The organism is Micromonospora sp. WMMD1155 (assembly GCF_029581275.1).
Taxonomy (GTDB): domain Bacteria; phylum Actinomycetota; class Actinomycetes; order Mycobacteriales; family Micromonosporaceae; genus Micromonospora.
The window spans coordinates 735,678-748,493 of record NZ_CP120742.1 but is presented as its reverse complement, the minus strand read 5'-3'; the positions used below and the strand labels follow the sequence as shown (position 1 = coordinate 748,493).

The following is a 12,816-nucleotide window of genomic DNA, read 5'->3' as shown; positions in this document are numbered from 1 at the left end:
GGGTCACCCCTGCCAGGTGTCGATGGTCTTCACACCGTCGCGGACGACCTGGTCCATGATGGTGGGGTTACCGCTGGTGCCCTCCCACCCCTGGTCGTCGAAGACCGTCACCACGTTGTCGACCCGGGCCACGGCGATCTGGCTGGACGAGTTCCCGCCGGTGCTCTCGCCGTGCATCGTCCCTTTCCAGCTGCGGGTCAGCAGCAGCGCCTCGTCGCCGACGCCGGGCAGGGGCTCACTCTTGACGGTGATCGGGTTTCCGGACTGCTCGTAGGACGGGCACGCCTGGACGGCGGTCCGCAGACGTGTCAGGTACGCCGAGGCGCCCTCGCCGTCGAAGGTGAAGATGACCTGGTGGATCATGCCCTGCGGCACGTTGCTGGCCGGAGCGCCGGCCTTCTGGTAGGTGTTGGTCATCGCGGCGCTCGCGGTGACCTGCCGACCTCCGGTGCCGAACTCGTTGCCGCACAGCTTCGGTAGGGCCTCCGCCACGTCCGTCCCCCGCCGGGGGGACTTCCGCAACTCGGTCGGCAACTCGACGAAGGCCGACGTGGGGATGGTCGTCGGAGTGCCGGCGCTCGGCGTCGGCGCGCCGGTCGGGGTCGCTGATGCCGAGGCGACAGTCGGCGCCGCCATCGACGGAGTCGAGTCCGGTGTGTCCTCGGTGGACGTGCAGGCGGCTAGTGCGACGCCTCCAACCAGCGGAATCAACGCGAGGACGCGGCGCGTACGGGCAGTCGGCATCGGTCGGTGTCGGCTCATGATCCTCCCTCGGTTGTCCTCGGCAGTTCCCTGCGACGAGTCGGCCGAAACGACCACAGGCCGCGAGAGACACCACCATCCCCGATGGTGAGCGAATCTCGGCGGTGCTCGGCATCCGCACCCTCGACCGGATGTGACGAGGCAGCGCCCGGTCAGCGAGCCTTCTTCGTCGCCCGCTTGCGGGGCGGCGTCAGCAGGTCGGCGATCTGGGCGATGGCGGAGGGCACCAGGCGGTAATACGCCCAGACCCCGCGCTTGTCGCGCTCCAACAGGCCGGCCTCGGTCAGGATCCGAAGGTGATGGCTCACTGTCGGCTGGGAGAGGTTGAGCGCCCCGGTGAGGTCGCTGACGGAGGCCTCACCGTCCGGTGCCGACTGGATCAGGCTGAGCAGCCGCAGTCGTGCCGGATCGGCGAATGCCTTCAGCACCCCGGCGAGTCGCTCGGCATCGGCCCGCTTGATTGGGTCGCCGGTGAGCGGCGAGATGGCAGGCATGGCAGTTTTCGCAGTTCCCACGCTTGCCATAGTGACACCAACACCATCAATAAACCGGTAGAAACCGACACCAGTACCCCGATGGCGTCCGGATGGCTGAACGGGACAGCCGATCGTGAGTCGAACACCGACGTCCGTGGTCACGTAGGGACCGTGTGGGGCTCCGCCGCGCCCCACACGGTCCCTACGCCGACGTACGCGTCGTCGGATCAGCCGGGCCGTCGGGTCAGCGGCGCGGCTTGGGTGCGATCCGAGGCAGCACGTACGGCGGCCCAGCAAAGATCAGGTCGGACTTCAACTCGTTGTACGCCCGCTTGGGCTGGTAGTTCTCGTCGTAGATGGTGGCCAGGCCCTCCGGCGGGTCGTTGAACCAGTCCGGCACCCAGGAGTACTTGTCGCTGAAGCCCCAGACCGTGTACGACAGGCAGCTCCGCACGGCGAGGCATGCCTTCATCAGCACGCTGAAGTTGGCGGCCGACGCCTGCAACCGGGGGTTGATCTCCTCCGAGTTGCCGGCCCGGACGGCTTCCGTCATCTGGCTGCGGACGTCGACCTCGGTGAACGCGGTGGCGACGCCGAGCCCGCTGAACTTCTTCAACGCGGCGGTCACCTGGAGGGTGTCGAAGTTGCCGTACTGGGTGCCCAGGTGCCCCTGGGCGCCGACGCCGTCGATCGGGACACCCTGGGCGCGCAGGCTCTTGGTCATGTCGTAGACGAACTGCGTCTTGTCGTCCGCCGGGTTGCCGGAGCCGAAGGCTTCGATGTTGTAGTCGTTGTAGAACAGCAGGGCCTTGGGGTCGGCCGCCCGCGCCCAGCGGAACGAGTCGGCGATGTAGCCGGGCCCGAGGTTCTGCGCCCAGAAGCCCTTGTAGTGCAGGGTCGACGGGGTGTCCCACGGGTCGCTGACGGCCTCGTTGACCACGTCCCACTGCCAGATCTTGCCCTTGTAGCGGTTGACCACGGTGGTGATGTGTTTGCGCAGCAGCTCGCGCAGCTCCTGCTTGCTGATCGAGCCGTCCGCGACGCCGCTGGTCAGCCAGGCGGGCAGCTGGTTGTGCCAGACCAGCACGTGGCCGCGCACGCTCTGCCGGTTGCGCTTGGCGAACTCCACGAACTGGTCGGCCGCCGCCCAGTCGTAGGTGCCGCGGGTGGGCTCCAGGACCTCCCACTTCATCACGTTCTCGGCGGTGACCGAGGCGAACTCGGAGGAGGCCAGCGCGCGGTACTGCGGGTCGCCGCCGTCGTTGAGGGCATCCATGTTCACCGCGGTGCCGACGTGCAGGCCGTGGCGGAGGCCGAGAGCGCCGAGGCTCTGCGCCGTCGGGTCGTACGGCCGGCTCGCGGTGGCCGGCACGGTGTTCAACGCCGCGACGGTTGCGACGGCGACCACTCCGACGGTGGTCCACTGTCTCAGCTTCATGTGCCTTCCTTTCCAGACCCTTGATCGACAACTGTCGATCAAGAAGGTGCGGGTCCGGTCTTGGCGGATGGGGGAGCTGGTTCGGGGTGAAGCGGCCACGTTCCTGCTCGGCGGCCGGTAGTTCCGGCCGGTGACCGAAACCTGCTCGAAACGTTAAGGCCGTCGATGTCCGGGCGTCAACGCTGAAAACTTCCGGAAATTCGTCATATGACCTGCGCGGGCAGGCTCAGCGGCGCCGCGAAACTTCCGGAGGTCGATGGCCTGCTGCTTTCGGCGCGTCACCGGTCCGTCCGATACCGTCGCTCACCTGATCGACCAGCGCCGCCAGGCGTGCCGGCCGGTGGCCGACACGCCTGGCGTCGCTACGGAAGCCGGCCCGCGCGGTCAGCGCAGACCGGCGAAGAGGTCGTCCTCGGGGATCGGCGCGCCCGTGCGGTCACGGACCCGCAGGAAGGTCTCCACGCCCATCAGCTCGGTGAACCGGTCGCGGCCCAGTTGCAGGAAGAAGATGTTCTCGGTCTGACTGGCGTGCGCGGCCAGCGCGTCGAACTTCTGCCCGCCGTAGCTGTTGGCGTCGACCCAGGTGGTGATCTCGTCGTCCGGCAGGCCGAGCGGCGGCACCGACTCGTCCGGCTCCGCCCAGTCGACGCCCAGATCCCGCATGACCCGGCCGAACTGCTCGAACGCCGTGCGCGGCACGGTGGTCCAGTAGACCTTCGCGGGGCTGTCGGTCAGCTCGACGGCCGCCATGGTGATCCGGTGTGCCTGGATGTGGTCCGGGTGGCCGTAGAAACCGTTCTCGTCGTACGTGACGATCACATCCGGTTGGTATCGCCGAATCAGCTCGGCCAGCCGGCCCGCCGCCTCCGCCACCGGCGTCGTCCAGAACGCGCCGGGCTGGTCATTGGTCGACCACCCCATCATCCCCGAGTCGGCGTAACCGAGCGTCTCCAGGTGGCTGACCTTCAACACCGCGCAGCTCGCCTCCAGCTCGGCCCGGCGCATCGCCACGACAGCAGCCGGGTCGTGCCCCGGATCGCCTGGCTTGACCCCGCCCGGGCCGTCGCCGCACCGCCCGTCGGTGCAGGTCACGAGCACCGTCGTGATCCCCTCGTCGGCGTAGCGGGCCAGCACGCCACCGGTGCTCGACGCCTCGTCGTCGGGGTGGGCGTGCACCGCCATCAGGGTCAGAGGTCGTTCAGCCATGCCATCACCCTACGGTCCGGCTCCGACGCTCCGCCGGGACCCAGCGGACCTCGCCCGGGAAGCGCGACCGCATCGTACTCAGCTCGGCATCGGCCCGGCGGAGCTTGGGTGATCCGCCGTCCGGTGCCGTACCGGCTCCTACAGTCAGCAGGACCAGCGGGTCACAACAGGTCGGGACGCGGAAAAGAGGTCGATGACGGTGGCCGGTGCGGGATCGTTCACCGACGTGCGGCAGATCGATGCCGGGGTCCTGAACGTGGGGTACGTGGACGCCGGGCCGCCCGACGGCCCCGCCGCGATCCTGCTGCACGGCTGGCCGTACGACATCCACAGTTTCGTCGACGTCGTACCGCTGCTCACGGCCGCCGGTTACCGGGTCGTCGTGCCGTACCTGCGGGGCCACGGCTCCACCAGGTTCGTCTCCGCCGACGCGATGCGCAACGGCGAACCGGCGGCCATGGGGCTCGACCTCATCGCGCTCATGGACGCCCTGCGGATCGACAGCGCGAAGCTGGCCGGGTTCGACTGGGGCGCGCGTACGGCGGACGTGGTGGCCGCGTTGTGGCCGGAGCGGTGCCAGGGGCTGGTCTCGGTGAGCGGTTACCTGATCGCCGGCCAGGAATCGGGCAAGGCCCCGTTGCCGCCGAAGGCGGAGTTGGCGTGGTGGTACCAGTACTACTTCGCCACCGAGCGTGGCCGGGAGGGCTACGAGAAGAACCGACGCGACTTCAACAAACTGATCTGGCACACCGCGTCGCCACGGTGGACGTTCGACGACGCGACGTTCGACCGCAGCGCGACGGCGTTCGACAACCCCGACCACGTCGACATCGTGATCCACAACTACCGGTGGCGGCTGGCCCTCGCCGACGGCGAGCCACAGTACGACGAGGTGGAGAAGCGCCTGGCCGCGCAGCCGAAGATCACCGTACCCAGCATCTCCCTGGAGGGCGACGCCAACGGCGCGCCACACGTGGAGCCCAGCGTCTACGCCAAGCAGTTCACCGGGCGCTACGAACACCGGACCGTCGGCGGCGGTGTCGGGCACAACCTGCCGCAGGAGGCGCCACAGGCGTTCGCGGACGCGGTGCTGGAGGTCTGAGCAAGCCTCGTCAGCCTCGACGGCCCGGCCGCTGCGGCTCCGGACGCTCCACGCGCACGGGATCGCCGCGCACGAGAACTCATTTACGCTGCCGCGATGAGCGCACCGCGTCGCATCCTGATCTACGGGGTGTACGGCTCCGGCAAGTCCACCCTCGCCGCGCGGATGGCCGAACACCTCGGCCTGCCCTGGTACCCGGTGGACGACCTGCTCTGGCAGCCGGGCTGGGTCGAGGTGCCCGTGGCGCTGCAACGCAGCCGGATCCAGGAGATCTGCCGACGGGACCGGTGGATCATCGACGGGGCGTACCACGGGTGGCGGGACGTGCCGTTGGCCCGCGCCGACCTGGTCGTCGGCCTGGACTACAGCCGGTGGTGCTCCTTCCGGCGGTTGGTGCGGCGCACCGTCCGCCGCGTCCGGACGGGCGAGGTGATCTGCAACGGCAACCGGGAGACGCTGGGCAGCGTGCTGTCCCCGGACTCGATCCTGCTGTGGCACGTCACCGCGTTCGGCCGGGCGCGACGGCGGATGCGCGCCTGGCAGACCGACCCGTCCGCGCCGCCCGTGGTGTTGCTGCGCTCCCCGGCGGAGCTGGACGACTGGCTGGCCACCCTGCCCGGCCGCTGACGGATCAGGCGGGTGCGGTCGCGCGCCCGTGGACGCAGGGCGAGGACGGGCCGTTGCTGGTGGCCGGGAAACGGAACCGGCGCACCTCCTCGACCACGAAACCCGCTGTCGTGATGGCGGCGAGGGTGTCCCGGCCGGTGTGGCAGCCGGCGAACAACCTCGGCCACACCGTCGCGTCGAGCAGGCGCTGGGTCCGGTGCAGTCCGCTCGGTTTCTCGGCTGCGACGTGTTCGAAGAACCGCAGCTCGCCGCCGGGGCGCAGCACCCGGCGGACCTCGGCCAGCGCGGTCGCCTGGTCGGGCACGGTGCACAGCACCAGGGCGAACACGGCGGCGTCGAACTCGCCGTCCCCGCCCGGCAACCGGTCGGCCAGACCGTCCACGACAGTGACCGGGACCGGTGCGGTCGACGCCGCGCGTTCGGCGGCGGCCCGCAGACGCCGTTCCGGTTCGACGGCGACGACCTCGGTCACCGCAGGCGGGTAGTGGGGGAATATCAGCCCGTTGCCCGCACCGATCTCGATCACCCGGCCGGACAGGCCCGCGACCAGGTCCCGCCGGTAGGCCGCCGTGCCGGCCCGGTCCATGGCCACGCTGAGCCGTTCGTAGACCCGGGCGAACACCGGGTGCGACACCTCGGCCACGGCCACCTCCAGGTCTCCGTCGAACTGTTCTCCGGCGATTGTCCTGCACCGGCGCACGCTTTCCGTCTTACTGGGTGACAGCACGACCCGAGCCAGCTCAGACAGGACGTGATGCGAGCATGAAGATCGTCGTCATCGGGGGCAGCGGCCTCATCGGTTCCAAGCTCGTGGCCGACCTCGGTGCCCAGGGCCACGAGGCGGTGCCGGCCTCACCGAAGACCGGCGTGAACACCCTGACCGGTGAGGGGGTGGCCGATGCACTCACCGGTGCCGACGCCGTCGTCGACGTGTCGAACTCGCCGTCGTTCGAGGACGAGGCCGTACTGGAGTTCTTCGAGACGTCCACCCGGACGCTCCTCGCCGCCGCGTCGGACGCCGGGGTGGGCCACTACGTGGTGCTCTCCATCGTGGGTTGCGACCGGATCCCGGACAGCGGCTACATGCGGGCGAAGGTCGCCCAGGAGAAGCTCGTCGTCGCGTCCGGGATCCGGTACTCGATCGTGCACGCCACCCAGTTCTTCGAGTTCCTCCAGGGGATCGTCGACGCCGCCACGGACGGCGACACCGTGCACCTCGCGCCGGTGCTCATCCAGCCGATGGCCGCCGACGACGTCGCGGCCGCGGTGGCCGAGGTCGTGGTCGGCGCGCCGACGGACGCCGTGGTCGAGGTCGCCGGCCCGGAGCAGTTCCGCCTCGACGAGTTGGGCCGAGACCTCCTCGCCGCCCGGCAGGACTCCCGGTCGGTGGTGGCCGACCCGGACGCCCGGTACTTCGGCGCCAAACTGGGCGAACACTCCCTCGTCCCCGCCGACGGCGCCCGCTTCGCCGCTACCCGCCTCGACGACTGGCGGGCGCGGACGAACTGAGGACGTCGGCCTACGTCGGCGTGCCGGGCGGGTCGCCCCGCCCACCGAGGCGCCGTGCCAACTCCCGGGCCGCCTCGCTGAACGGCTCGTCGGACTCGCCCGGCCAGTGCCCCCGGATCGGTGGGGGAACGCTGTCGCTGGGCGGTGTCACCACGTCGCGGGGGTCACGGTATCGGCGGTCCACCCGGGCGGCCGGGCCACCGATGTCGTCCGGCGCCGGGTGCCGGTGGGCGGAGAAGATCCAGCCGCCGATGGGGTCGGTGTCCGTCCACAGGTTCACCCACCGCCAACCGATCCGCCGGCCGATCTCGTGCAGCGCCACGTCGTCGACGTACGCGGGGAACAGCCGCGCGTACAGGCGGCGAAGCGGCGACCCGTGGGTGAGCAGGGCGACCCGGTCGCCGACGTGCGGCGGCAACTGGAGCACCGTCGCGGCGAGCAGGACCGAACCATGGCTGTGCCCGGTGAGCAGCACCGCGTCGCCGCGCTCGACGAGGTACGTGATGCGACGGGCCAACTCCGGCACGGCCCGCTCGGAGTAGCAGGGCGGCGCGAACGGGTGGGCGGCCCGGGGCCAGAACGTGCCCAGGTCCCAGAGGACGCCGATGTGCCGGCGGTACGGGACGGTCCGGTAGGCGAAGATCCCCCCGACGATCAGGGCGAGGATGACCGCCGCGATCACCCAGCTCCCGGACGCGATACCGAAGGTGATCGCGTCCGCCGGCAGCCCGAGGTTGCGTTCCAGGACGTCGCTGGGGAACTCCCCCAGGAGGCCGATGGTCGTGGTGGCCGTGGTCAGCCCGGCGAGGCACCCGTAGAAGACGGCCAGCGGCACCAGCTTCTCGGTGAAGCGGGCCCGGGCTATCGCGTCGCGGACCTGCCGTAGTCGGGGTCCGGCTTCGGCCGGGGCCTGCGGGTAGTCACCCGCCACGATCGCCGCCGCGGCGCGACGTCGACCGCGACGGGTGAGCAGGACGGCGAGGCCGGCGACCACGAGGGTGGCCAGCAGCGCGCGGAGGAAGCCGTAGATCACCCAGGTGTACGCCCGGGGCGGGCCGGTGGCGATGCCCTCGCCGGTCGGCACGTCGCGGTCGAGGAAGTCCGCCACCCGGTAGACCAGCTCGGCGGAGTACGCCCCGGCCAGGCTGATCCCGGTCGCCGCGATGACGAGGGCACCCAACCCGAACAGCGGGGTGCCACCACGTTCCCGGTGCCGGAGCAGCACCACGCCCAGCACGACCAGCAGCACCGTCTGTACGACGAACAGCCCGGCCAGGGTCGTCTCGTAGCCCGGAAGCCCGTGCTCCTCGTGCCACCGGCGCGGCCCGGTCAGCAGGTGAACCACCACGGCGATGGTCACGACGACGGCGATGGTCCGCAGCGTCCGGGTGACCCGGTCGAGCCGGTGATCGTCGGCGGCCCGGTCGATCAACGGCGGCGTGCACAGCAGGCCCACGCAGCCCGCCATGATCACGGCGGTCGCCACCGTCAGCGCGACAGTGATCGCGGTGGTGCCGCTCGCCGCCCGGGGCAGGAGCAGCGTGAGGTCCAGTGTGGCGAACGCGGCAGCGACGTGGATGGCGCGTAACCGGCCCACCAGCGGCTCAGCGTCCCACTGGCCGACCGTGCCGAGCCGTGACCCGCCGATCCCCTGATCGGGTCCGCGAAACGCCTCGAACGTCCGCCCCGGGCGGTTGCTGATCCGCCAGATCAGGCCGATCGCGGCGACCGGTACCAACGCGAGCAACGCCAGTTGCGTCCCGACCGGCCGCCCTCCCAACCAGGACAACCAGCTGCGCCCCGCGAGGCAGCCCGGCGAGGACAGGCACTTCCAGCCGACCAGGTCCAGGGCCACGCCGGCGACGGCGAGCACGTACAGCACGGTGAGGGTCAGCGCCAGCAGCCGGCACAGGGACTTGACCACCGCCGCGGACCCGGGGCTCGCCGGGCGCATCCAGGTCGCGACGTTGACCAGCATGAACGGCAACAGGAAAACCACGGCGAGGGTACGGGCGACCGTCCCGGAGGGCAGATCACCCCAGCGGTACGCCTCCAGGGTCACTCCGCCCGTGGTGGTGCCGTCCGCGTACCGGTGTCGCGGCCGGTAGAAGCCACTGCTCTGGTCACCCGCCACCTGCGCGGTCTGCTGCAGGTCCAGCACCTGTGCGGCGCTCGCGCCGGAGACCCCGTGCACCCGCAGCTCCACCACGTCGCGGGGACTGTCGGGCCCGCTCACCCGTGCTGATCCATGCGACGTCCCCCCGGAGGCGCTCGGCCGCCCCCCGTCCCGCGACCCGACCGGGGTCGGGTGCCCGGGGCGCCGCCCGGATGACGGCGGACCGGTCTACCCGATCCGTACGGGATCAACCGCGGCGGGCGAAGGGAGGCCGTTGCCCGCCCCGCCACCCCGTCCGGCCACCGACGGGTCGTGTCCGCCGCGCGGGGCCTCCCTCCCCACCGCGCTGCGATAGGCGCGTGGCGAGAGGCCGGTAGCGCGCTTGAACGCCACGCTGAAGGCGCTCTCGCTTCCGTAGCCGACATCCTTGGCGATGCCGGCGACGGTGTCCGAACCGCGCCGGATGCGGTCCGCCGCCAGTTCGATCCGCCAGCCGGTCAGGTACTCCAGCGGTCCCACGCCGACCACCTTCTTGAAGCGGGCGGCCAGCGTCGACCGGGAGACGGCGGCGGCCTGGGCGATGGCACCCACCGTCCACGGCTGCGCGGGCCGCGCGTGTAGCGCCCGCAGTGCGGGGGCGACCACCGGATCGGCGAGGCCGGCCAGCCAACCGGAGGGCTGGGGGTCGCGGGCCAGGTGCAGCCGCAGGACCCGGATCAGCAGGACGAGCGCCAGATGCTCGGCGACGACCCTGGACCCGAGTCGCGTCTGCCGTAGTTCGGCGTCGATCTCGCGGAGCGCCCACTGGACGGTGCCGGCCTCCGGGGTGTCGGCGGGCACGTGGATGACCGGGGGGAGGCTGTCCAGCAGGAGGCTGCGCGCCCGCTCGCCCAGGGAGAACGCGCCGCCGATGAGGAAGACGTCGTCGCCGTCACCGACGTGTGCCACACCGCCGTCGGCGGCGGCGAAGTACGGGTACGCGGGCTCGACGGGCACGTCGGGATCGCTGAAGAGCGTGTAGGCCACCGGCCGGGTCAGCAGGAAACAGTCCCCCTCGCCGAGGCTGATCGATTCGGCGGCACCTTCGACCCGCAGGGAGCACCGGCCGCGCCGGACGGCGTTGAACTTGGCTCCGGCCGGTGCGTCGAAGGCGACGGCCCAGCGCCCACCCGCGGTCAGGCCGGCGGAGAGGTGGCTCGTCGCGCCCAGCAGGGCCAGGACGTCTTCGAGGGGATCCAACCCGGCCTCCTGGACGCTCACTAAAGTATGAAGGACTCCAGGCTATAGGCAGTCCGAGTCCGGCGTTCCTAGCCTGGATTCCATGACAGCGAATTCCCGCCTCACCACCCCGTTCACCGCCCGCAGTACCGCCGCCGAGATCCTCGACGGTGTCGATCTGACCGGGCGTCGGATGATCGTCACCGGAGGTGCCTCCGGCATCGGTGTCGAGACCGTGCGGGCGCTGGCCGGGGCCGGCGCCGAGGTCACCATCGCGACCCGTGATCCGGGCCGCGCCGACGCGCTCGTCCAGGAGTTCGCCACCGGTGCGACCCGGGGCGCGGTCAGCGCGTCCGCTCTCGACCTCGCCGACCTGACGTCGGTCGACGCCTTCGTCGCCGGATGGCAGGGCCCACTCGACGTCCTGGTCGCCAACGCGGGAATCATGGCGATCCCGACGCGGGAGCTCACCCCCGAGGGCTGGGAACTCCAGCTCGCCACCAACTACCTCGGCCACTTCGCCCTCGCCCGAGGGCTGTACGACGACCTGCGCGCCGCCGAGGCGGCCCGGGTCGTCGTGGTCAGCTCCGGGGCACACCTGGCCGCACCGTTCGACTTCGACGACCCGCAGTTCGAGCGGCGTCCGTACGACCCGTGGTCGGCGTACGGCCAGTCGAAGACCGCCGAGGTCCTGCTCGCGGTCGGCATCAGCCGCCGGTGGGCGAAGGACGGGATCACCGCGAACGCCCTCAACCCCGGGTACATCTTCACCAACCTCCAGCGCCACATCGACGACGACACGATGCGCGCGATGGGTGCGATGGACGAGGCGGGGAACCTCATCGAGGCGGATTACTACAAGAAGCCGGACCAGGGCGCGGGGACCACGGTGCTGCTCGCCGGCTCGCCCCTGCTCGACGGCGTCGCCGGTCGGTACTTCGCGGACAACCAGGAGGCGGAGGTGGTGACCGGCGGCCCCGACGCCACCGGCGGGGTGGCCGCCCACGCCGTGGACCCGGCCGCCGCCGACCGGCTCTGGGCGTACGCCGAGACGACGCTCGCCTCGCGCTGAGCCCGGCCGGCGTGGGGAGGATTGATCCGACCGGGGCGGGGTAGGTGCCGCCATGGTCGCTGCCGGTCGGCGCGGAGCGGGCGAGGGCGCTCCGGCCCGTGGTGGCGACGCCGCCCACGGTGGTCCGGCGGGCGCGATGGCCCGCATGCGAAGCCGTGCGATGGACACGGTGCGGGACCGGGCCCGTCGGGTACGGGCCGTCGGCGGCCTGGCGGTGCAGGCGGGGCTCGCGGCGGCGCTGTCCTGGTTCGTGGCGCACGAGCTGTTGCACATCTCGCAGCCGGTGTTCGCGCCGATCTCCGCGGTCTCGACCCTCGCCGCGTCCGTGGGTCAACGGCTGCGGCGAACCGTCGAGCTGATCGTCGGGGTGACCGTCGGGGTGCTGATCGGCGATCTGCTCCTCCTGGTGATCGGCACCGGCTGGTGGCAACTCTCCCTGATCGTCGTGCTGGCGATCGTGGTCGCGCTGTTCCTCGCCGGCAGTGCCGCGGTGGTGATCCAGGCCGGGGCGACGGCGGTGCTCATCTCCACGCTCAGTCCGTCGATCCGTGACCTGGAGATCCCCCGGTTCGTGGACGCGCTCGTCGGCGGCGGGGTGGCCCTGCTGGTCACCGCCGTGCTGCTGCCGTTGAACCCGCTGCGGGTGCTCAACCGGGCCGCCCGGCCGGCGCTGGACCTTCTGGTCACCCAGCTCGACGCCACCGCCGACGCGTTGACCGAGCGCGACGCCGCTCGGGCTCGCACCGCCCGGGGTGAGCTGCGGCGCAACAAGGGCCCGCTGAAGGCGTTCGTCGAGGCGACGCAGGGCGCCCGGGAGGCCAGCACCCTCTCGCCGGTGTACCGCCACCAGCGGCGCGGGCCGGTGGGTCGCTATGCGCAGGCGGCGGAGCCGATCGACCGAGCCATGCGCAACAGTGGGACGTTGATCCGTCGAGCGGTGACGCTGATCGAGGACGGCGAACCGGTTCCGGAGCCGCTGCCCAGGGCGGTGGCCGACCTCGCCGAGGCCGTCCGGGTGCTGAAGCGGCAGTTCGCCGCCGGTGCCGAGCCGGACCGGGCGCGGGAGCAGTCGCTGCGGGCCGTGCAGATGGCCGGTCGGGCCTACCGGGAGGGTGTCGGCTTCTCCGGCGCGGTCGTGGTGGCGCAGATCCGTACCACGGTCAGCGACCTTCTGGTGGCCACCGGTCTGACCCAGGAGGAGGCGAACCGACTGGTCAGACGCACCTTCGGTGATCTCTGAGGGGCCGTCTGCGACCACTAGCCGTACGGTTTGGCACCGCCGTGAGCCAT

Annotated in this window: 12 protein-coding genes; 5 read left to right on the top strand and 7 right to left on the bottom strand. The window is 71.3% G+C overall.

Going from position 1 to position 12,816, the window contains the following annotated elements; translation table 11 throughout:
- Positions 1-3 precede the first annotated feature (3 nt).
- The 4 genes from O7617_RS03095 to O7617_RS03080 all read right to left on the bottom strand — a co-directional run bounded on the left by O7617_RS03095 (position 4) and on the right by O7617_RS03080 (position 3,882).
- Positions 4-636, bottom strand: a complete 633-nt coding sequence (locus tag O7617_RS03095) for a hypothetical protein (RefSeq protein ID WP_282261384.1) — start codon at positions 634-636, stop codon at positions 4-6.
- Positions 637-914: 278 nt separating this feature from the next.
- Positions 915-1,256, bottom strand: coding sequence for a metalloregulator ArsR/SmtB family transcription factor (locus tag O7617_RS03090; protein ID WP_088990648.1), 342 nt, complete (start codon positions 1,254-1,256; stop codon positions 915-917).
- A gap of 226 nt (positions 1,257-1,482) precedes the next feature.
- A complete protein-coding gene (locus tag O7617_RS03085) occupies positions 1,483-2,676 on the bottom strand; it encodes an endo-1,4-beta-xylanase (RefSeq protein ID WP_282261381.1) in 1,194 nt (397 codons plus the stop codon).
- Between the two features lie 384 nt (positions 2,677-3,060).
- A complete protein-coding gene (locus tag O7617_RS03080; protein WP_282261379.1) occupies positions 3,061-3,882 on the bottom strand; it encodes a PIG-L family deacetylase in 822 nt (273 codons plus the stop codon).
- A 193-nt stretch (positions 3,883-4,075) separates the two neighbouring features.
- Between O7617_RS03080 and O7617_RS03075 the strand changes: the two genes are divergently transcribed.
- The gene (locus tag O7617_RS03075) at positions 4,076-4,984 is read left to right on the top strand and encodes an alpha/beta hydrolase (protein WP_282261377.1); all 909 of its coding nucleotides are present in this window, start codon (positions 4,076-4,078) and stop codon (positions 4,982-4,984) included.
- Between the two features lie 96 nt (positions 4,985-5,080).
- Complete coding sequence (locus O7617_RS03070) at positions 5,081-5,611, top strand: adenylate kinase (RefSeq protein ID WP_282261376.1); 531 nt, start codon at positions 5,081-5,083, stop codon at positions 5,609-5,611.
- Between the two features lie 4 nt (positions 5,612-5,615).
- Here the strand turns inward: O7617_RS03070 and O7617_RS03065 are convergent, their stop codons facing one another.
- Positions 5,616-6,260, bottom strand: coding sequence for a class I SAM-dependent methyltransferase (locus O7617_RS03065; protein WP_282261375.1), 645 nt, complete (start codon positions 6,258-6,260; stop codon positions 5,616-5,618).
- A 113-nt stretch (positions 6,261-6,373) separates the two neighbouring features.
- Here O7617_RS03065 and O7617_RS03060 point away from each other — a divergent pair, with 113 nt between their 5' ends.
- On the top strand, positions 6,374-7,120 hold the full coding sequence (locus O7617_RS03060) for an SDR family oxidoreductase (protein ID WP_282261373.1): 747 nt from the start codon (positions 6,374-6,376) through the stop codon (positions 7,118-7,120).
- A gap of 10 nt (positions 7,121-7,130) precedes the next feature.
- On the opposite strand, the gene O7617_RS03055 is transcribed toward O7617_RS03060, so the two are convergent.
- Together O7617_RS03055 and O7617_RS03050 are read right to left on the bottom strand one after the other, a co-directional pair.
- Positions 7,131-9,356 (bottom strand): hypothetical protein, encoded by a 2,226-nt coding sequence (locus tag O7617_RS03055; RefSeq protein ID WP_282261372.1) that lies wholly within the window; start codon positions 9,354-9,356, stop codon positions 7,131-7,133.
- 108 nt (positions 9,357-9,464) lie between these two features.
- The gene (locus O7617_RS03050; RefSeq protein ID WP_282261370.1) at positions 9,465-10,496 is read right to left on the bottom strand and encodes an AraC family transcriptional regulator; all 1,032 of its coding nucleotides are present in this window, start codon (positions 10,494-10,496) and stop codon (positions 9,465-9,467) included.
- 61 nt (positions 10,497-10,557) lie between these two features.
- Here O7617_RS03050 and O7617_RS03045 point away from each other — a divergent pair, with 61 nt between their 5' ends.
- Together O7617_RS03045 and O7617_RS03040 are read left to right on the top strand one after the other, a co-directional pair.
- Positions 10,558-11,526, top strand: a complete 969-nt coding sequence (locus O7617_RS03045; RefSeq protein WP_282261369.1) for an SDR family NAD(P)-dependent oxidoreductase — start codon at positions 10,558-10,560, stop codon at positions 11,524-11,526.
- 136 nt (positions 11,527-11,662) lie between these two features.
- On the top strand, positions 11,663-12,766 hold the full coding sequence (locus O7617_RS03040) for an FUSC family protein (RefSeq protein WP_282264618.1): 1,104 nt from the start codon (positions 11,663-11,665) through the stop codon (positions 12,764-12,766).
- Positions 12,767-12,816 lie beyond the last annotated feature (50 nt).

Excerpts from the sequence above, each read along its gene's own strand:
- O7617_RS03095 (WP_282261384.1), bottom strand. The coding sequence starts at position 636 with ATGGCGGCGCCGACTGTCGCCTCGGCATCAGCGACCCCGACCGGCGCG.
- O7617_RS03090 (WP_088990648.1), bottom strand. The coding sequence starts at position 1,256 with ATGCCTGCCATCTCGCCGCTCACCGGCGACCCAATCAAGCGGGCCGAT.
- O7617_RS03085 (WP_282261381.1), bottom strand. The coding sequence starts at position 2,676 with ATGAAGCTGAGACAGTGGACCACCGTCGGAGTGGTCGCCGTCGCAACC.
- O7617_RS03080 (WP_282261379.1), bottom strand. The coding sequence starts at position 3,882 with ATGGCTGAACGACCTCTGACCCTGATGGCGGTGCACGCCCACCCCGAC.
- O7617_RS03075 (WP_282261377.1), top strand. The coding sequence starts at position 4,076 with ATGACGGTGGCCGGTGCGGGATCGTTCACCGACGTGCGGCAGATCGAT.
- O7617_RS03070 (WP_282261376.1), top strand. The coding sequence starts at position 5,081 with ATGAGCGCACCGCGTCGCATCCTGATCTACGGGGTGTACGGCTCCGGC.
- O7617_RS03060 (WP_282261373.1), top strand. The coding sequence starts at position 6,374 with ATGAAGATCGTCGTCATCGGGGGCAGCGGCCTCATCGGTTCCAAGCTC.
- O7617_RS03045 (WP_282261369.1), top strand. The coding sequence starts at position 10,558 with ATGACAGCGAATTCCCGCCTCACCACCCCGTTCACCGCCCGCAGTACC.
- O7617_RS03040 (WP_282264618.1), top strand. The coding sequence starts at position 11,663 with ATGGCCCGCATGCGAAGCCGTGCGATGGACACGGTGCGGGACCGGGCC.